This window comes from Proteus penneri (assembly GCF_022369495.1).
In the GTDB taxonomy this organism is placed as follows: Bacteria; Pseudomonadota; Gammaproteobacteria; order Enterobacterales; family Enterobacteriaceae; genus Proteus; species Proteus penneri.
In genome coordinates this window covers 550,117-570,456 of sequence record NZ_CP059690.1, presented here as the reverse complement: position 1 = coordinate 570,456, position 20,340 = coordinate 550,117, and the positions used below count along the sequence as shown (strand labels likewise).

17 protein-coding genes, 6 tRNA genes and 1 pseudogene are annotated in these 20,340 nt (G+C 37.6%); 3 read left to right on the top strand and 21 right to left on the bottom strand.

Annotated elements, in window-relative coordinates; all coding sequences use genetic code 11:
- Window positions 1–35 precede the first annotated feature (35 nt).
- Complete coding sequence (locus H1225_RS02470) at window positions 36–1,376, bottom strand: anaerobic C4-dicarboxylate transporter (RefSeq protein WP_006534743.1); 1,341 nt, start codon at window positions 1,374–1,376, stop codon at window positions 36–38.
- A 603-nt stretch (window positions 1,377–1,979) separates the two neighbouring features.
- Here H1225_RS02470 and H1225_RS02465 point away from each other — a divergent pair.
- Window positions 1,980–2,174 (top strand): annotated as a pseudogene (locus tag H1225_RS02465) (IS3 family transposase); the annotation flags it as partial.
- 78 nt (window positions 2,175–2,252) lie between these two features.
- Here the strand turns inward: H1225_RS02465 and tyrA are convergent.
- The 7 genes from tyrA to ffh all read right to left on the bottom strand — a co-directional run bounded on the left by tyrA (window position 2,253) and on the right by ffh (window position 8,413).
- On the bottom strand, window positions 2,253–3,377 hold the full coding sequence (gene tyrA, locus H1225_RS02460; protein ID WP_161725169.1) for a bifunctional chorismate mutase/prephenate dehydrogenase: 1,125 nt from the start codon (window positions 3,375–3,377) through the stop codon (window positions 2,253–2,255).
- Between the two features lie 26 nt (window positions 3,378–3,403).
- Window positions 3,404–4,498 (bottom strand): 3-deoxy-7-phosphoheptulonate synthase, encoded by a 1,095-nt coding sequence (locus H1225_RS02455; protein WP_109848498.1) that lies wholly within the window; start codon window positions 4,496–4,498, stop codon window positions 3,404–3,406.
- Window positions 4,499–4,904: 406 nt separating this feature from the next.
- The gene (rplS, locus tag H1225_RS02450) at window positions 4,905–5,258 is read right to left on the bottom strand and encodes a 50S ribosomal protein L19 (protein ID WP_006534749.1); all 354 of its coding nucleotides are present in this window, start codon (window positions 5,256–5,258) and stop codon (window positions 4,905–4,907) included.
- 52 nt (window positions 5,259–5,310) lie between these two features.
- The gene (gene trmD / locus H1225_RS02445) at window positions 5,311–6,063 is read right to left on the bottom strand and encodes a tRNA (guanosine(37)-N1)-methyltransferase TrmD (RefSeq protein ID WP_006534750.1); all 753 of its coding nucleotides are present in this window, start codon (window positions 6,061–6,063) and stop codon (window positions 5,311–5,313) included.
- A 38-nt stretch (window positions 6,064–6,101) separates the two neighbouring features.
- On the bottom strand, window positions 6,102–6,647 hold the full coding sequence (gene rimM / locus H1225_RS02440) for a ribosome maturation factor RimM (protein ID WP_006534751.1): 546 nt from the start codon (window positions 6,645–6,647) through the stop codon (window positions 6,102–6,104).
- A gap of 18 nt (window positions 6,648–6,665) precedes the next feature.
- Window positions 6,666–6,914: a 30S ribosomal protein S16 gene (gene rpsP / locus H1225_RS02435; RefSeq protein ID WP_004244772.1), complete on the bottom strand. Its 249-nt coding sequence runs from the start codon at window positions 6,912–6,914 to the stop codon at window positions 6,666–6,668.
- Between the two features lie 137 nt (window positions 6,915–7,051).
- Complete coding sequence (ffh, locus tag H1225_RS02430) at window positions 7,052–8,413, bottom strand: signal recognition particle protein (RefSeq protein WP_109396311.1); 1,362 nt, start codon at window positions 8,411–8,413, stop codon at window positions 7,052–7,054.
- A 173-nt stretch (window positions 8,414–8,586) separates the two neighbouring features.
- On the opposite strand from ffh, the gene H1225_RS02425 reads away from it, so the two are divergent.
- Window positions 8,587–9,387, top strand: a complete 801-nt coding sequence (locus H1225_RS02425) for a cytochrome C assembly family protein (protein ID WP_072063505.1) — start codon at window positions 8,587–8,589, stop codon at window positions 9,385–9,387.
- 34 nt (window positions 9,388–9,421) lie between these two features.
- The gene (locus tag H1225_RS02420; RefSeq protein WP_072063506.1) at window positions 9,422–10,696 is read left to right on the top strand and encodes an HlyC/CorC family transporter; all 1,275 of its coding nucleotides are present in this window, start codon (window positions 9,422–9,424) and stop codon (window positions 10,694–10,696) included.
- A gap of 48 nt (window positions 10,697–10,744) precedes the next feature.
- On the opposite strand, the gene H1225_RS18300 is transcribed toward H1225_RS02420, so the two are convergent.
- From H1225_RS18300 to pncC, 13 genes are all read right to left on the bottom strand, one after another.
- Window positions 10,745–10,879: a hypothetical protein gene (locus H1225_RS18300; RefSeq protein WP_006534758.1), complete on the bottom strand. Its 135-nt coding sequence runs from the start codon at window positions 10,877–10,879 to the stop codon at window positions 10,745–10,747.
- A 148-nt stretch (window positions 10,880–11,027) separates the two neighbouring features.
- Entirely contained in the window at window positions 11,028–11,543 is a 516-nt protein-coding gene (gene luxS / locus H1225_RS02415) for an S-ribosylhomocysteine lyase (RefSeq protein WP_006534759.1), read from the bottom strand.
- Between the two features lie 162 nt (window positions 11,544–11,705).
- The gene (gene gshA / locus H1225_RS02410) at window positions 11,706–13,286 is read right to left on the bottom strand and encodes a glutamate--cysteine ligase (RefSeq protein ID WP_109399023.1); all 1,581 of its coding nucleotides are present in this window, start codon (window positions 13,284–13,286) and stop codon (window positions 11,706–11,708) included.
- Between the two features lie 183 nt (window positions 13,287–13,469).
- Window positions 13,470–13,546, bottom strand: a tRNA-Arg gene (locus H1225_RS02405).
- Between the two features lie 55 nt (window positions 13,547–13,601).
- A tRNA-Arg gene (locus H1225_RS02400) sits at window positions 13,602–13,678 on the bottom strand.
- 89 nt (window positions 13,679–13,767) lie between these two features.
- Window positions 13,768–13,844: transfer RNA gene (locus H1225_RS02395), tRNA-Arg, on the bottom strand.
- A gap of 55 nt (window positions 13,845–13,899) precedes the next feature.
- Window positions 13,900–13,976: transfer RNA gene (locus H1225_RS02390), tRNA-Arg, on the bottom strand.
- A gap of 89 nt (window positions 13,977–14,065) precedes the next feature.
- Window positions 14,066–14,142, bottom strand: a tRNA-Arg gene (locus H1225_RS02385).
- 9 nt (window positions 14,143–14,151) lie between these two features.
- Window positions 14,152–14,244 (bottom strand) — tRNA-Ser (locus tag H1225_RS02380).
- A 463-nt stretch (window positions 14,245–14,707) separates the two neighbouring features.
- On the bottom strand, window positions 14,708–14,896 hold the full coding sequence (gene csrA / locus H1225_RS02375) for a carbon storage regulator CsrA (RefSeq protein ID WP_004244778.1): 189 nt from the start codon (window positions 14,894–14,896) through the stop codon (window positions 14,708–14,710).
- 221 nt (window positions 14,897–15,117) lie between these two features.
- Window positions 15,118–17,745, bottom strand: coding sequence for an alanine--tRNA ligase (alaS, locus tag H1225_RS02370; protein WP_072063508.1), 2,628 nt, complete (start codon window positions 17,743–17,745; stop codon window positions 15,118–15,120).
- Window positions 17,746–18,647: 902 nt separating this feature from the next.
- Complete coding sequence (recA, locus tag H1225_RS02365) at window positions 18,648–19,718, bottom strand: recombinase RecA (protein ID WP_072063509.1); 1,071 nt, start codon at window positions 19,716–19,718, stop codon at window positions 18,648–18,650.
- A gap of 107 nt (window positions 19,719–19,825) precedes the next feature.
- Entirely contained in the window at window positions 19,826–20,332 is a 507-nt protein-coding gene (gene pncC, locus H1225_RS02360; RefSeq protein ID WP_006534768.1) for a nicotinamide-nucleotide amidase, read from the bottom strand.
- Window positions 20,333–20,340: the final 8 nt, after the last annotated feature.

Genomic DNA, 20,340 nt, shown 5'->3' with positions numbered 1-20,340 from the left:
CTGGCTTTTCTTTTTGGCTCTTATTTTAAAATTAATTATAAGAAACCATACATCGCAGCAAATACCCAGCCAAAGACACAGGAAACGGTTACACCAATTAACCCTGGTAAAATAAAGCTATGGTTAATAACAAAACGCCCTATTCGAGTTGTACCAGAACGGTCAAATTGAATTGCCGCTAAGTCACTAGGATAAGTTGGCAGAATATAATAACCGTAACAAGCAGGTGCCGATGCAATGATATAAGCAGGATCAACACCAATACCCAGTGCTAAAGGAACAATTGCAGCTAAAGCTGCCGCTTGAGAGTTAACAAACTTAGATACCAATAGTAAGACAACGGCATAAGCCCAAGGATATTCTCGTACTAATTGTCCTAATGCTGCTTCTATTTCTTTCATATGTGCAGAGAACATGGTTTCTGCCATCCAAGCAATACCATATACAGCAACAATTGCTATCATCCCTGAACGGAATACTTCATTTTTAGATATAAGAGACGGATTGGTTTTACAGATAATAATAATTGATGCGCCTGCTAATAACATAAACATCTGAATAACGAGCACCATAGATAACGGTTTGCCATTAAATACAGGACGTATTTCAGAAAAAGCACCTAATATTGCAACAACAGCAATTGCACCTAAAAATATCCACATTGCCACCCAGTTTTTCATAGGGAGCTTTTTATCTAGAAGTGTCGCTGTATCTCCATAAACATAATCATGGTTTTCAGGAACTGAAACAAACTCTTGGAAACGTTGGTCTTTATCTAAGTCTTTTCCTCTAAACCAGCTAAAGATACCAATGGCTAAAATACCGATAAAAGTAGAAGGTATAGTAATTGCCAATAAGTCTAAAAATTCAAGGTGTTTACCATTAAAAGTCACATCACCGAGCATTGCGACTAATGTAACAACGGCAACGGAAACGGGGCTTGCAATAATCCCCATTTGCGAACCGATTGTACTTGCTGCCATTGGTCTTTCAGGGCGAATATTATTTTTTATCGACACATCATAGATAATTGGCAATATAGTATAAACAACATGCCCAGTACCACATAATATTGTAAGAGTACAAGTTACGAGTGGTGCAACAATAGAAATATATTTGGGATTTTTTCGTAATAATTTTTCTGCTATTTGCAACATAACATCTAATCCACCAGATGCTTGTAATGTTGCTGATGCAGAAACAACGGCAATAATAACTAACATTACATCAACAGGTGGTTTTCCCGGAGGGAGATTAAAAACAAAAACTAAAATAACTAGACCTACACCACCTAATAAACCTAATGCAATTCCGCCCTTCCTAGCCCCATAAAATAGACACACTAATATAATGGCGAGTTGTATTAAAAAATCCATAAATTACCCCTTGAAAAACACGTCGGAATATAAATAAAAAATAATACAATTGAATTTTTAGCACTTCTTGCAAAAAAAAGAGTCTATAAAATATAATTTACGATAATTGTTATAATCATTTTTTTGATCATTGTTATAGTTTACATAATACCTTTCAATTTCATTCAGTTTTAAGATCTCATCAACAAATAACTTTTAACGAAGAGACAATATTGAACATTAATTATTATATAATTAAACCAAGTAATAACAATTAAATAACAAGACATTACTGTATATAAAAATTAATAATTTCCAATTATCAAAAAACATTAAAATCCTATTAAAAATAGAAGTTTAATCACTTACTTTTCCGATATAACGTATACATGATTGGTTTACTTCTTATGAAATACCAGAGAGGTTGTTAGATAAAATAGAATTATGCTTTAAGCATAAATAGGATGGTTATATGAATAAATTTATATTATTGATTTTAAATGTAATTTTTATTTTTTTCACAGCAAATGCTTATGCATCACAAATTTCTTATTCTGAAGTAACAGTAAGTTCGATAAACCAGCTTCATTGTACTGTTAGCCCATGTCCTAATCCTAAGGATTATTAGATAATGCAGTAATAGAGAATTTTTTTGGCATATTAAAAACAGAATATTTTTATACTAAATAATTTAGAGATGTAGATGAATTAGAAGAAGAACTTTATGAATATATCAAGTATTACAATACTGAAAGGATCAAGATAAAATTAAAAGGACTGAGTCCAGTTCAATACCGAACTCAGTCTTTATCTAACTAATTTAAACAGTCCAATAAACTAGAGTCAGTTCACTTCACACAATTAATTGACTGTTTTTTTATAAAATGAAGCTTTAAATTATATTCGGCTATCATTTGCTTTTTGTAATAAGATTCCACTTTCTTTCATAAATTGAGAAGCATAATCACCAAACCAATAACTCACGTTATTAAACGAATGAACAAATTCACTCTTTGCATTTATATCTAATAAATCGATAGCTTGACCTAATGACTGATGATATCGACGAATTAATTCAATATTCTCTTTCGATGACAAAATAATATCAGCATAAAGTTGTGGATCCTGAGCAAATAGGCGCCCTATCATTGCCAATTCTAACCGGTAAATAGGAGATGAAAGCCGCAGTAAACTGGCTAAATCAACTTTTTCTTTTGCTAAATGCTGGCCGTAAGCAAAGGTTGTAAAGTGTCGAAGTGCTTGAATAAAACTCATATTTTTATCATGCTCTTCCGGCGTAATCGCCTCAATTCTTGCTCCCCATACCATTAATTGCTCTAACAACCATTCAAATTTTTGATGATTTCGTCCTTCACAATAAGCCACAACCTGCTTTGCTAAACTGGGCACATCAGGGCCAAACATTGGATGAAGACCTAAAACTGGCCCACTATGTGCTTTTAACATTGCATCTAAAGGTTGTTTTTTAATAGAAGCGAGATCCACTAACAAACAACTTTCAGGTAAAGGAGGAAGCTTCTCAATAACCTCAACGGTTAAATGGATAGGTACACTAATTATTACCATTCCTGCATTATCAAAAATAGCAGGTGATTTAGTTTGCCATTCATCAGCTTCTAAGCTTTCAACTTGATAACCAGAGAGTGTAAACAAACGAGAAAATAGTTTACCCATTTTCCCATTTCCGCCCACAATAACGATTTTACCCAATTGAGGATTAAGCGTTTTAAATCCCTTATCATTCTCTTTAGTATAGGATTCTCTCATTACTCGGCGTAACACATCTTCAATCAAATCTGGGGAAATCCCCATCATTTGAGCATCATTACGACGAGAAGCAAGCATAGAGGCCTCTCTATCAGGTGCATAAATCGGTAAGCCATAACGGTTTTTAACTTCTCCCACTTCAGCTACCAGTTGCATTCTTTTTGCGAGTAAAGAAAGCAGTGATTTATCTACCTGATCAATTTGCTCACGCAAATTTTGTAATTCTTCAGCCATCTATGCTTGCCTCTTTTTATTTATGATTAACTAACTTTTTTTAACTGTGCTTCACGCTGAGCCAGAATCGGGGAAAGTTGAGCATGTAAATTTCTTAACACTGATTCCGTTGTTTCCCAACTAATACATGCATCTGTTACTGAGACACCGTATTTCATTTCACTGCGAGGCTGCTCTGACGATTGATTGCCTTCATTAATGTGACTTTCTAACATAATACCAGTGATAGATTCATTACCTTTAGTAATTTGCTCAATCACTGAATCAACTACCGCCGTTTGACGACGGAAATCTTTATTAGAATTACCATGGCTACAATCAATCATTAATGATGGTTTTAATCCAGCTTTTACCATCTGAGCTTCACACTGAGCAACATCTTCTTCATGATAATTTGGTGTTTTACCACCACGTAAAATCACATGACCATCTGGGTTACCTTGTGTTTGCAATAAACAAACCTGCCCTGATTGATTAATTCCCATAAATCGATGTGGCATAGAAGCCGCTTTCATCGCGTTAATTGCAGTATCTAGATTACCATCTGTACCATTTTTAAATCCAACTGGCATTGAAAGCCCCGATGCCATTTCACGGTGAGTCTGAGATTCTGTTGTTCTGGCTCCAATAGCAGACCAACTAAATAAATCACCTAAGTATTGTGGATTGTTAGGATCTAACGCTTCTGTTGCTAAAGGCAAACCTAATTGCACTAGTTCAGTCAATAACTTACGGGCAATATGTAATCCTTTTTCCATTTCAAAGCTGCCATCCATAAATGGATCGCTGATTAAACCTTTCCAGCCAACAGTAGTACGAGGTTTTTCAAAGTAGACACGCATCACAATGTACAGGCTATCACTTAATTCAGAGGCTAAGACTTTCAGACGTTTTGCGTAATCTAACGCAACATCAATATCATGAATGGAACAAGGCCCACATACCACGAGTAAGCGAGGATCACGACGTTGGACAATTTCAGAAATTGTTTGACGTGACTGAGCAATGGCATGCAGATCATTGCGACTCAATGGGTATTTTTGTTTTAACTCTTCTGGAGTAATTAAAACCAGCTCTTCGCTGATATTCACATTATTGAGTGCGTCTTTTTGCATGATCATAATCTTTACCTTTTTATATCTGTCATTGTGATTTTTGTGTGTCTGAAAGATAAGATAACATGCAATGTAAAGAAATCAATCCATATTTTTGACATTTTCGATAAAATCGTAAACTTATGATTACACAAAAGGTAATGGTCAAAAATAAACAATAAATAACAATAAGTTACAATAAATAAATAGAATAAAGATAATGTGATAAACATTGAACCAAAACACCAAAATGTAATAATATATTTACAGATTATCTTTTAATGAATCTCAATATAAGAATAATAAATAAGATAGGAAGATAGAGGCAACAGAGATGAAAAACTCACAAACAATATTTGCAACATCGGGAGATATAAAAAAGGTCAGCAAATGCTGACCTTTTAACAATAACTTTCGGATGTGCGAAAGCGTATTATTTAGCGTTAAGACGCTCTTTGATACGAGCAGCCTTACCTGAACGCTCACGCAGGTAGTACAGTTTAGCTTGACGAACCGCACCACGACGTTTCACAGTGATGCTATCTACGACTGGAGAGTGAGTTTGGAATACACGCTCAACACCTTCGCCATTAGAAATTTTACGAACAGTGAATGCAGAGTGCAGACCGCGGTTACGAATAGCGATAACCACACCCTCGAATGCCTGCAGACGTTTTTTAGAACCTTCAACAACCCATACTTTAATTTCTAAAGTATCACCAGGACGGAATGAAGGAACATCTTGCTTCATCTGTTCTTGTTCGATTTGTTTAATAATATTGCTCATAATAATTCTCTTACCCTAGGTAAACTGATATTAATGACATCTTGTGTCAGACTTACTCTGCTGTTCCTGACAGATGTTCCCGTTGGAACTCTGTTAACAGCACTCTTTGCTCGTCAGTCAGAGCTAGGCTTTCCAGAAGCTCAGGTCTTCTTAGCCAGGTTCGACCCAGTGATTGTTTCATACGCCAGCGATTAATATGTGCATGGTTTCCTGACAGTAAAACAGCTGGAACTTCCATACCATCTAAAACCTCTGGGCGAGTATAGTGAGGATGATCAAGTAAACCTTCAGCAAAAGAATCTTCTTTCGCAGAGGCTGCGTGTCCGAGAACCCCCGGAACAAAACGCGCTACTGCATCTATCATTATCATGGCAGGTAGTTCCCCACCACTTAATACGTAATCACCAACAGACCACTCTTCATCGATTTCAGTCTGAATGACACGCTCATCTATACCTTCATACCGACCACAAACCAGAATTAACTTCTCATTTGTTGCCAGTTCACAAACTCCTTGTTGATCGAGTTTGCGTCCCTGAGGTGATAAATAAATCACCTTTGCTCCATCACCTGCCGCAGCTTTTGCTTGATGAATAGCTTCCCTTAAAGGTTGAACCATCATCAACATACCAGGACCACCGCCATATGGACGATCATCAACAGTATTGTGTCTGTCGTATGTAAAATCTCGGGGATTCCAACATTCTACATTGAGCAGACCATGCTTCACTGCCCGACCAGTCACCCCGTACTCGGTTATAGAGCGGAACATTTCTGGAAATAGGCTAATTACCCCAATCCACATTTTAGTGTCCCACTATTGAGAACCGTTAACCGGATAATCTAAAAACCAGGATCCCAATCAACGATAATTTTTTTCGCTGAGAGATCGACTTTCTTGATAACCTGCCCATCAAGAAACGGAACTAACCGTTCCCCGATACCGAACGCATCTTTCAGATTCGCTTTAATCACCATGACATCATTTGAGCCCGTTTCCATCATGTCTGTAACGACACCCAGATCGTAGCCTTTGTCCGTTTCCACATGACAACCCATCAGATCTTTCCAGTAATATTCACCTTCAAGTTCTGGAAGTTGCGAAGCATTCACGACAATTTCAAAATTAGTCAGGAAGTTAGCCGCATCTCTGTCATCAATACCTTTTAGCTTGACGATAATATCTTGGTTGTGATGTTTCCAACTTTCAATTTCAATGGTTTCCCACTGTCCATGACGCTGAATAAACCACGGTTGATATTCAAAAATGTTTTCGGCGTGTTCGGTGGAAGAAAAAACTCTGAGCCAACCACGGATCCCGTAAGGTGAGCCCAACTTACCCATAACAATAGGTTCTACAGGCTCTTTTAAGGTTTTTTGTTCGCTCATTGTTACCACCGCGACAGATTAAGCGCTTTTCTTCGCTGATTTGATCAGGCCAGCAACACGTTCTGAAACAGTTGCGCCTTGAGCAACCCAGTGTTCAACACGGTCTACGTCTAAACGTAATTCTTCTGCATTACCGGTTGCCAGTGGGTTATAAAAGCCTACGCGTTCAATAAAACGACCATCACGCGCATTGCGGCTATCGGTTACTACTACTTGATAAAACGGACGCTTTTTTGCGCCGCCACGAGCTAAACGAATTGTTACCATAACATCCTCATTAGTTAATAAAACAACCAGACGCCATCGAGGAACGGAGTCCGGTTGTCATATAAAAAGCCCGAAAAGTTTACTCACTTTGGCGAAAAAAGCAATCCAAAGCACGTTTTTTTTCCAGCTTTTTGATTTTATCGGCCAGGGAATCCAGGTGGCATCATACCTTTCATGCTACGCATCATTTTAGCCATGCCACCTTTTTTCATTTTTTTCATCATACGTTGCATATCATCAAACTGTTTTAATAAACGGTTGACGTCTTGCACTTGTGTTCCAGAACCTGTAGCAATACGGCGTTTTCTGGAACCTTTAATGATTTCCGGTTTTTGGCGTTCTTTTTTAGTCATGGAATTAATAATCGCTTCCATTTTCACTAAAATTGAATCATCCATTTGTGATTTCACTGCATCTGGCACCTGAGACATACCCGGCATTTTGCTCAGCATACTTGCCATGCCGCCCATGTTCTTCATTTGCTTTAATTGATCTAAGAAATCATTTAAATCAAAGCCATCACCTTTTTTAAGTTTTGTCGCTAACTTTTCAGCTTGTGCTCTATCAACTTTGCTTTCAATATCTTCAATTAAAGACAGAACATCACCCATGCCTAAAATGCGGGAGGCGATACGATCTGGGTGAAAAGGTTCTAAAGCTTCTGTTTTTTCCCCAACACCGAGGAATTTAATTGGCTTACCAGTGATATGGCGAATTGATAATGCCGCCCCACCACGCGCATCACCATCAACTTTGGTTAATACAACCCCGGTTAATGGCAATGCTTCATTAAATGCTTTTGCTGTATTTGCCGCATCTTGACCCGTCATGGCGTCAACAACAAATAAGGTTTCCACAGGATTAATGGCTTTATGGAGAAGTTGGATCTCTTCCATCATGCCTTCATCTACGTGTAAACGACCTGCTGTATCCACCAGCAATACATCATAGAATTGAAGTTGCGCATGTTTTAATGCATTACTTGCAATTGTGACTGGATTTTCTTGAACAGTCGAAGGAAAGAAATCAATGCCAACCGTTTCAGCTAACGTTTCAAGCTGTTTAATCGCTGCTGGACGATAAACGTCGGCAGAAACAACAAGAACTTTTTTCTTCTTTTTCTCTTTTAAAAATTTACCTAATTTTGCGACACTGGTTGTTTTACCCGCACCTTGTAAACCAGCCATTAACACAACAGCTGGCGGTTGTGCTGATAGGTCAAGGTCAGTATTCACTTCCCCCATCGCATTGACGAGTTCATTTTGAACAATCTTCACAAACTCCTGACCCGGTGTCAGGCTTTTGTTAACTTCATGCCCTACTGCGCTCTCTTTGACGCGCGCAATAAAATCACGAACCACGGGTAAGGCAACGTCAGCTTCTAATAAAGCCATACGCACTTCACGCAGTGTCTCTTTAATGTTTTCTTCGGTCAGTCTTCCTCGACCGCTTATATTGCGCAATGTGCGCGATAGTCTGTCACTTAAATTCTCAAACATTATCTTAGCTCAGTGTTAAAGTTGGGCTTATCGGTCATGTATGCCACCGATTATATCACGATGACTCGCGGATCTCTGCATAGAGATTTAAGCTTAATGACTTCAATAGTTGGAGCCGTATGCTCCTAGCGCTATACTAGGAAGTTATTCAAACAATATATGTAAGCGAAACTATGCCCGTTATATCAATCTCTATCGTCGCTGTCTGCGCTTATTTACTCAGTCTGGTAATGTTTTTACCCGGTCTGTTACGAAAAGAGCAGAATGGATACCGCGGATTAGCTCTGCTATTTGCGGTAATTGCACTTGTTGCACATGCCATCTCATTAAAATTTTTAATTTTCCGTCCTCACAGTGGACAGAATCTTTCACTCACTAATCTAGGTGCAATTGTTAGCCTAATGGTCTGCGTTATCATGACGATTGTGGCTTCTCGTGGTCGTGCATGGTTCTTACTGCCTATTGTTTATTGTTTCGCAATAGTCAATCTTGTTATTGCAGCACTGATGCCGGGTGAATTTGTTACACATCTTGAAAGTAGCACATCACTCTTTATTCACATTGGATTGGCGTTATTAAGCTATGCCACTCTGTTAATAGCCGCCTTATATGCATTACAACTTAGTTGGCTCGACTATCAACTAAAAAATAAGAAACTAAAATTCTCACCTCAAATGCCACCATTAATGTCAATTGAGCGTAAAATGTTTCATATCACACAAGTGGGTGTGGTATTACTGACACTGACCTTATGTACAGGTTTGGTGTATATGGATAATATTTTTGGTAAAGAAAACATCCATAAATCTATTTTCTCTATCATTGCTTGGTTTGTTTACATCATTTTATTATGGGGACATTTCCGAGAAGGCTGGAGAGGAAAGAAAGTCATTATTTTTAATTTAATTGGCGCTCTTATTTTGACATTAGCTTTTTTTGGTAATCGTTTATTACAAGAGTTAGTACTTAATTAATTTTCTATTTTAGGGTTGCAAAAGGATCTCAATTTTGGAGCATGTGTCGACAACTACGCTCATTATCATACTTGTCTGTATGATTATTGCCTCAGCTTATTTTTCTGGGACTGAAACCAGTATGATGACGATTAATCGCTATCGTCTCCGTCATGCTGCGAAACAAGGAAATCGCTCTGCAAAACGTGTAGAAAAATTATTACAACGTCCTGACAGATTGATTAGTTTAGTATTGATTGGCAATAATCTGATTAATATTGTTGCGTCTGCGCTAGCTACCATTGTCGGTATGCGTTTATATGGTGATGCAGGTGTAGCAATAGCTACGGGTGTACTGACCTTTATTATCCTTATTTTTGCTGAAGTGCTCCCAAAATCAATCGCAGCACTTTATCCAGAGCGTTTTGCTTATCCAAGCAGTGTAATTCTCTCTCCTTTACAAAAATTGATGCTACCTATTGTTTGGTTTTTTAATAAACTCACATTAATATTAATGCGCATTTTTGGTATCAAATCTCCAGTAATACAAGGGAATGCAGTCTCAAAAGAAGAGTTAAGAACTATCGTTCATGAATCTAAATCAAAACTTTCGCAAAGAAATCAGAATATGTTGCTGTCGATTTTAGATTTAGAAAAAGTGACGATTGGCGATATTATGGTGCCAAGAAATGAAATTTTTGGTATCGATGTCAATGATGAATGGAAATCTATCGTAAGACAGTTAACTCATTCTCCTCACGGTCGGATTGTGCTTTATCGTGATACTTTAGACGATGCGATTGGTATGTTGCGAGTACGAGAAGCTTATCGCTTAATGACCGAGAAAAAAGAATTTACCAAACAAATTCTGATGAAAGCTGCCGATAAAATTTACTTTATTCCAGAAAGCACACCATTAAACCTACAGCTCGTCAATTTCCAACGTAACAATGAAAAAGCGGGGATTGTGGTTGATGAATATGGTGAAATTCAAGGTTTAGTAACCGTTGAAGATATTCTTGAAGAGATTGTTGGTGACTTTACTACTTCGATGTCCCCATCTTTAGCTGAAGAAGTTATTCCTCAAAAAGACGGTTCATTATTAGTTGATGGTACGACAAATATTCGAGATATCAATAAAGCTTTCGGTTGGCATTTACCTGAAGATGAAGCTCGAACGATCAACGGCGTTATTATTGAAGAGTTAGGTGACTTACCTGTTGTTGGTAATAAAATAACTGTGAGTGACTATGAATTTGAAATACTTGAAGTTCAGGATAACGTCATCAAAAAGGCGTTAATTCGCCATCTTTCAATCCCACATCATTAGTAAAAAGAAATAAGCGCCTTAGCCTTAAAAGGTGCTTATTTTGGCTGTTTATCCTAACTCAAATCGTAATTTGCTATTACGAAAATCAAACTCTCTGGCAGATTTCATATAGAAAGGCTCTATCGCTTGCTCTTGTACTAATTTGGCTGGCTTTACTTGTTGATAATCAGAATAAAAAACCATGATTTTTAACCCACATAACTAAGTTTAATGCTGGTTGATAAGAATAATCAGCTACATATTCTTCACGCCTGCAAATAAAAAAGAGACAATAAATCAGAATGCGAATTTCCTGATCTATTATCCCCTAATATTATAAATTAGCGATTACTTAAATATGTAACTCTTTTAAAGTCTCTTCAGGCAACGCTAATTCATCGTTATGATTAATACCAATGCTATGAGATAAAATATCACGTGCGATATCTTGTGCTTCTGTCAGCGAATGCATTTCATAGGTACCACATTGGTACACATTTAGTTCTGGGATATGGTTTTGATCTTTTACTTTCAAAACATCTTCCATTGCGGCTTTCCATGCATTAGCTACACGTTGCTCTTCAGGTTGCCCAATTAAGCTCATGTAGAATCCTGTACGACATCCCATTGGGGAAATATCAATTATCTCAACACCATTACCATTAAGATGATTACGCATAAATCCAGCAAACAGATGCTCTAGAGTATGAATTCCTTTCTCAGGCATGGCTTTTTTATTTGGTACCGTAAAACGTAAATCAAATACCGTAATAGTATCACCTGATGGCGTTTTCATGGTCTTAGCAACGCGTACAGCAGGTGCTGACATACGCGTATGGTCAACAGTAAAGCTATCCAATAAAGGCATAAAAAACCTCCTAAGAAAAATTTAAATATTTTTAAGAAAAAATGAAACTTTCTACAAGTAGCACGGTCTTAGTAACGAATACGCGCAAAATGTTATCATCCCTATTTCTCTATAGAATTTTTTAGCCACACAAATCTTAGTGTGGCTTTTTTCTATCTAAGTTTAGGAAGCCACATTATCGGTGTTAGTCCCCGCATGGATCTTCAAATACTCATCAAAAGAAATGGTATCACTCTTTTCTAACTCTTCTTGACGTTTTATGGATGAAATTCTCTCATGTTCAAAAGCTTCATCAGTTAACGTTTCATAAGGTGTTTTAATTAATTCTTGGTAATATTCTTCAGCCAAAGACAAGCCAAAACCACCAATGCCTTGTGTTTTAATTTTGTCTAAAAGTCTGCCTGAAAAAGTTAATTCAGGATTATCGAACATTTCTTCTAACTTAACACAAACTTCCATATATTTAGTGCCTGAACAACAATCAAGAACATTAGCAACACGTGCTAAATCAGCAAATAAGGCTTTACCTACTTGCGCTAATGGCTCTTTTCTTTCGCCACAACCCATTCCAATAACTTGACCTGGCTTACGCCCTTCTAGAATAACGTTATTCCAATTTGAACGGCAGCACGCTAATTCAGAAGCATCCATTTCTGGAGCATCAGCTAATACACACCAAATCAGGAATAAATCAAGGAAGCGAATTTGTGTTTCGTCAACACCAATAGGGGTAAATGGATTGATATCAAGTGAACGAACTTCGATATATTCAATACCACCACGTAATAACGCATCAGAAGGCGATTCATCCCCCTTAACCACACGTTTAGGACGAATAGGTGCATAGAGTTCATTTTCAATCTGCAACACATTGGTGTTTAACTGAATATACTCACCGTTTTTCTTAACACCTAATTTAGCAAACTCTTCTGAAGGCTTATGAATCGCTTTTTTGAGCCCTTTGACATAAGTTTCAAGATGATTAAAGGTGATATCTAAATCGCTTTGAGATTTATTGGTATACCCTAAATCGCTTAAACGTAATGAAGTTGCATAAGGTAAATACTTCGCCCCCTTAAGCGTACTTTCAAATGGTAAATTTGTTTCTCTTCCTTTTAAGAAAGATCCACAAATTGCTGGTGATGCACCAAAGAAAAATGGAATGATCCAGCCAAATCGATAGTAGTTACGAATAAGACGTAAGTAACCATCAGAAATCGCCTCTTTTCCACTCTCTTCATCTTTTACATTTGCCCATGCTTGCCAAAATTCGATAGGTAATGAGAAGTTGTAATGCACACCCGAAATGGTTTGCATTAATGCACCATAACGATTTTTAAGCCCTTCGCGATAGAGTGTTTTAAAACGCCCAACATTTGATGTGCCAAATTGAGCCAGCGTAATCTTATCTTCCGCTTCAATAAAGCAAGGCATACTCATAGGCCACATACGTTCATTATCTAAGTGACGTGCTGTATAGCGATGTAAATCACCTAAAAAATGCAAGGTATGTGCAATGTTGTCATCAACAGGTGTAATAAATTCTAATAGAGACTCAGCAAAATCAGTTGTGATCCATTTATGAGTTAATGATTTACCTAATGAAATAGGATGCTCTGTTGATGCTAAATTGCCTTCTGGCGTAACTCTTAAAGTTTCACGCTCTATACCACGGTGGATGCCACATAAAACTTTAGGGTGTGCTTCTAACCAAGAAAGCGCTTTTGATACGTCCGGGATCAAAGGTGACCTCCCGCGTTGATTGATGTTAGTAAATAGATAGGAGTTACTTTATCGCAAAGTCACTAAATTGTCGCTTATTAGATGATGTTAGCATTGTTAGTTGGTGCTAAACAAAAACGTCATTTATGCAAAATAATAGAATGGTAGAAAGCAAAAAGCCCCGCAATAGCGGGGCTTTTAATATGGTGCATCCTGGAGGATTCGAACCTCCGACCGCTCGGTTCGTAGCCGAGTACTCTATCCAGCTGAGCTAAGGATGCATCGTAGTTATTTTTCTAGCTGCTCATATTGCAATTAGCAATCTGAGTAATGAGATGGTGCATCCTGGAGGATTCGAACCTCCGACCGCTCGGTTCGTAGCCGAGTACTCTATCCAGCTGAGCTAAGGATGCGCCGTTTTAATACTTTACGCTTTTAATGCAAATTATTCACCATTTGCACCAAAATAAAAACCCCATACATTAATCATGGGGTTGGAATATGGTGCATCCTGGAGGATTCGAACCTCCGACCGCTCGGTTCGTAGCCGAGTACTCTATCCAGCTGAGCTAAGGATGCATCGTAGTTATTTTTCTAGCTGCTCATATTGCAATTAGCAATCTGAGTAATGAGATGGTGCATCCTGGAGGATTCGAACCTCCGACCGCTCGGTTCGTAGCCGAGTACTCTATCCAGCTGAGCTAAGGATGCGCCGTTTTAATACTTTACGCTTTTAATGCAAATTATTCACCATTTGCACCAAAATAAAAACCCCATACATTAATCATGGGGTTGGAATATGGTGCATCCTGGAGGATTCGAACCTCCGACCGCTCGGTTCGTAGCCGAGTACTCTATCCAGCTGAGCTAAGGATGCAAATCTAAATGGCGGTGAGAGAGGGATTCGAACCCTCGATGCAGCTTTTGACCGCATACTCCCTTAGCAGGGGAGCGCCTTCAGCCTCTCGGCCATCTCACCATATTTAGAACCACTCGAAGAAGTTCTTACTGAACATCTCGTCTCTGTGTGGCGCACATATTACTTTCTCAGCCTAAGAAGTCAAACGATTTTTCTCAACTTTTTACGAATATACGTTTGTTTGAACACTTCACAAACAAACTGATGCGTTTATCAGCAAGATTGGCTAAAAAAGTCCTGAACACAATGATATCGCTGATGAAAAATCATTCAAGTATTTTATTCTCTTAGTTAATAAATTCATTCACACATAAAATTATTATGAATCGAATTATTAGAGGTAAAAAGACTTTCAATTCTGTCAATCAGAATAAACGGATAGTGCAATAATAAATACAGTTCAAGGAAAGAGAAGATAGGAACAAAGAAGGGAATCAAACGTCTTATAAAGAGAAAAGCGCCCAAACCCGGCAAAAGTGTGGACGCTTACGAATGAATTGTGACTAACTAAAATAGGAATTATTTAGTAGTTATCAGTAGGCTGAGTTTTCTCGGCCTGAATTCGTTGATAGATCTCTTCACGATGGACAGATACTTCTTTAGGTGCGTTTACGCCAATCCGTACCTGATTACCTTTAACCCCTAAAACGGTTACGGTCACATCATCGCCTATCATAAGCGTTTCACCAACTCGACGAGTTAGAATAAGCATTCTTTGCTCCTTGAAAATTTACAAGAGTCGGGTCTCTAGAATTTCCCGGCCATTATCCATCATACATTGTCAATTCGTATAATCATTATTTATCACAAGTAACTTATACTTCATAACAAAATATAAATTTAGTGATTGATTATTTAACGGATTATCAATATCTCAATAAGGCGTTATCCCTATAAATCAGGAATAGCGCCTTTTTTTCAGGTTATTATCGCTTACAGATGCGATTCAACCCACTCGTCAACACTTGCCAAAGCCGCAGGTAAAGCGTCAATATCAGTACCACCAGCTTGAGCCATATCAGGGCGACCGCCACCTTTACCACCGATTTGCTGTGCTACAAAACTAATTAACTCACCTGCTTTAACTTTAGCAGTTAAATCTTTAGTGACCCCAACAATTAAGCTCACTTTACCATCAGAAATAGTGGAAAGCACAATAATTGCAGAACCTAATTGATTTTTTAAATCGTCAACCATTGTTCTTAACATTTTTGGCTCAACACCATTAAGCTCACGAACTAAAAGTTTGATACCTTTCACATTTTTAGCCTGACTACCTAAAGAGGAACTCTCTTGAGCAGCTTGCTGATCTTTTAGTTGTTGGAGTTCTTTTTCTAATAAACGATATTTTTCTTGGACTGTTTTGATTCTTTCGACCAAGTTTGTACCATCGCTTTTTAGAACTTGTGCAACAAGAGAGATAAGATCTGATTGTTCATGAATACTCTCAATTGCTGCAATACCCGTAATTGCCTCAATACGACGAATACCAGCAGCAGTGCCTGACTCACTGACAATGCGGAATAAACCAATATCCCCCGTTCTAGAAGCGTGAGTACCACCACAAAGTTCAGTAGAGAAGTCACCCATTGTTAAAACACGAACTCGTTCGTCGTATTTTTCACCAAAGAGTGCCATCGCACCTTTTTCTTTCGCATCTTCAAGATCCATTAACTCAGTGACAACTGGTGAGTTAAGTCGGATTTGCGCATTGACAATATCTTCAATTTCTCGTAATTGTTCTGGCTTAACTGCTTCAAAATGAGAAAAGTCAAAACGCAGATATTTATCGTTAACCAAGGAGCCTTTTTGAGTAACATGCGTACCCAGAACTTGGCGCAATGCGGCATGTAATAAGTGCGTCGCAGAGTGATTTAAACGAATAGCATCACGGCGAGCAATATCGATAGTGGCATTAATTTTATGGTTAACAATAAATGACCCTACGTTAACTTTACCAATATGACCAATCGCTTTACCGTATTTTTGCGTATCTGTGACTTCAAACAGGCTATCTTTACCTGTTAAAACACCTTTATCACCAACTTGTCCACCAGACTCTGCATAAAATGCGGTTTTATTTAAGAAGATAATACCTTCTTCGCCTGCTTTCAATTCAGTGACTGATTGTCCGTTATGGAAAATAGCAGTGATTGTGCCCTGTTGTTCATCATGATCATAACCAGAGAACTCACTACGGCTATCCACTTTGATTAGACTATTATAGTCAGTACCAAAACCACTAGATTCACGCGCACGTTTACGTTGCTCTTCCATCGCGACATCGAAGCCGTTTTCATCAACCTTGATATTTCTTTCACGACAAACATCGGCAGTTAAATCAAGAGGAAAACCATATGTATCATAAAGACGGAAAGCGGTTTCACCCGGAAGAATGTCATCTGTTAAGTTAGCCAGTTCTTCATCTAATAATTGAAGACCGCGTTCTAATGTACGAGCAAATTGCTCTTCTTCCGTTTTTAATACTTTTTCGACGATAGCTTGTTGACGTTTTAATTCTTCACCTGCCTCTGCCATAACTTCAATTAATGGAGCGACTAACTTATAGAAGAAGGTATCTTTGGCGCCAAGCATATAACCATGACGTACTGCACGACGAATAATACGACGCAGAACATAGCCACGGCCTTCATTAGAAGGGATAACGCCATCGCAGACAAGGAATGAACAAGAACGAATATGATCGGCAATAACGCGTAATGATTTATTTTCTAAATCCGTTGCATTAGTCACTTGTGCAACAGATTTAATTAAAGAACGGAATAAATCAATGTCATAGTTAGAGTTTACATGTTGTAAAACAGCAGTAATACGCTCTAACCCCATTCCCGTATCAACAGATGGTTTCGGCAGTGGATCCATAGTGCCATCTGACTGACGATTAAATTGCATGAAGACGATATTCCAGATCTCAATATAGCGATCGCCATCCTCTTCTGGTGATCCTGGAGGTCCGCCCCAAATGTGATCACCATGATCATAAAATATTTCGGTACAAGGTCCACAAGGGCCTGTATCCCCCATTTGCCAGAAGTTATCTGATGCAAATGGTGCACCTTTATTATCACCAATGCGGATAATTCTTTCTGCTGGAATACCAATTTCTTTATTCCAAATATCATAAGCTTCATCATCTGTGGCATATACCGTTACCCAAAGTCTTTCTTTAGGTAAATTGAACCACTCTTCGCTTGTTAATAATTCCCAAGCAAAATTGATTGCATCATGTTTGAAATAGTCACCAAAACTGAAATTACCTAGCATTTCAAAAAAAGTATGGTGACGAGCGGTATAACCCACATTTTCTAAATCGTTATGTTTACCACCTGCGCGCACACAGCGTTGCGCGGTTGTCGCTCGGGAATAAGGTCTATTATCCAATCCAAGAAATACATCTTTGAATTGGTTCATCCCTGCGTTTGTAAACAGCAATGTTGGATCGTTATTTGGAACCAAAGAACTGCTAGGTACTATTTGATGTCCTTTAGTATGAAAAAAGTCGAGAAACGCCTGACGGATCTCAGCGGTGCTTTTGCTCATAATTATCCCGAAATCAAGCTGGAAAAACAGAAATTAGAAATCTAGTTAGAGGAGGTTTATTATTACCTCTACTTAGCCAACGAATACATAAGTAGGGATAAGATAGAATTTCTTCTGTCAGAAGTAAAACCCCCGATAAACTTATTCGTGTTGACATTGTAAATCGTCTAGTTTTTTTCTGAAAGTGGGATTGTTATCTGAGAATGGGACTTTTCTCTATTTAAGAGCAATTATCTTGGAAAATGTTAGCAACTTAAAGTATTTTCATTTTGTAATTATTAAAAAGTATTTGTTATTACTGCTTTTTTATGAGATGACTCGCTATACGTTTTTTTCCTTTGAATAATCTCTTTTTCTCATGGCAAGTAGTAACAAAAACATAAGAATTATTACTTAAACAATATGTTGATATAGCGATAACTTACTAAAATAAAAGCACTTATTACTAAAAAACACACCTTACATCTCAACAAATCTTTAAATACAATTTAAATTAGATCCAAATATATTGAAGATATTTATCTTTATATGTCAATTATTTATTATCTGGTGCAATCAGATTATAATAATGATTCTTATTTCTATTTTTTATTGGCAAGGATATATCACCAAAATTTCACTATATAAATTTTCATATAACTATCAAAAACAAATTAGTAAAAAATATCGTTATATTAAATAAAGTAGTGTTAAAGGCTATTTTTCATGGAAAGAAAACAAAATAAGACTAATTTTAATCCTCTTTTGAATAAAAGATACAACATATAACAAAAAGGAAGCCATTTGAGAGCTTCCTTTTTTAAGTGAGTTAAATCACATTAATTGGCTAATGGTTAACAACTGCAATGATCGTAATATGTTTTAATATACATTCAATGTGCAATTTAGGCATTAGTAAAAAATTATTTTTCTGTTTCTTCAATATCTGCAGCGTCATCACTATCATTAGCAAAATCAGCTGCGCTAGTAAATTCACCTGCGTGATTTAATAACATTTCACGAAGTTTAGTGTTTAACTCATTGTACATTTCAGGGTGTTCTTTTAAATAAGTTGTTGCATTGGCTTTACCTTGACCAATTTTCTCACCATTGTAGCTGTACCATGCACCAGCTTTCTCTACCAATTTGTGTTTAACACCTAAATCAATCAATTCGCCAAAGGTATTGATGCCTTCACCATACATAATTTGGAATTCAGCTTGTTTAAATGGTGCTGCAATTTTGTTTTTCACCACTTTAACGCGTGTTTCACTACCAACAACTTCATCACCGTTTTTAACAGAGCCGATACGACGAATATCTAAACGAACAGATGCGTAGAATTTAAGTGCATTACCACCTGTTGTGGTTTCTGGATTACCAAACATAACACCGATTTTCATTCGAATTTGGTTGATGAAAATAAGCAGAGTGTTAGAGTTTTTCAAGTTACCCGCTAACTTACGCATAGCTTGACTCATCATACGAGCAGCTAAACCAACGTGTGAATCACCAATCTCACCTTCAATTTCTGCTTTTGGTGTTAAAGCTGCAACGGAGTCAACAACGATAACATCAACTGCACCAGAACGAGATAATGCATCACAAATTTCTAGGGCTTGTTCACCAGTATCAGGCTGAGAACAGAGCAGGTTATCAATATCTACGCCTAGTTTTTGAGCATAGATAGGGTCTAAAGCGTGCTCAGCATCAATGAATGCACAAATTTTGCCTTCACGTTGAGCAGCTGCGATAACTTGTAGTGTTAATGTTGTTTTACCAGAAGATTCTGGGCCATAGATTTCAACAATACGCCCGCGTGGTAAACCACCAGCACCTAAAGCAACGTCTAATGATAAAGAACCCGTAGAGATGGTTTCAACGTTCATGGAACGATCTTCGCCCAGACGCATGATAGACCCTTTACCAAATTGCTTTTCAATTTGACCAAGTGCTGCGGCCAATGCTTTTTGCTTGTTTTCATCAATAGCCATGTTATCTCCCTCTGGGCAGTGAAGCATAAAAATGGGTCACTACCATTAAAACGTATATGATTTTGCTTGTTGAAACTCATTATACTGTATAATCATACAGTATCAAGTTAATTATTAATAATTTCTTTAAGAATTGATTTTAAAGAAAAAATAACAGATTCAGCTCTTATTTGATCTCGAGAACCACTGAATATACAGTGTGTTGCCGTAGTTTGAATACCTGTTGATGTTTTCATTGCAAAGCCAAACCAAACTAAACCAACGGGTTTTTCTTCACTACCACCACCAGGGCCTGCAATACCACTAACTGAAACAGCAAAATCTGCATTTGCAGCGCTAAGTGCGCCTTTCGCCATCTGAAGAACAACTTCTTTGCTAACAGCGCCGTATTTAATCAAGGTTTGCTCATCAACACCTATCATTTCATGCTTCGCTTCATTGCTATATGTTACAAAGCCACGCTGATAATATTCAGAGCTTCCTGCAATATCAGTGATAACTTTCGCAATCCATCCGCCAGTGCAAGATTCAGCTGTTGTTATCGTACGCTTCTTTTCAAGTAACACTTTACCCATTTCAATACTTAGACGGGTCATTTCATCGTAATTTATCATTAAGGTTC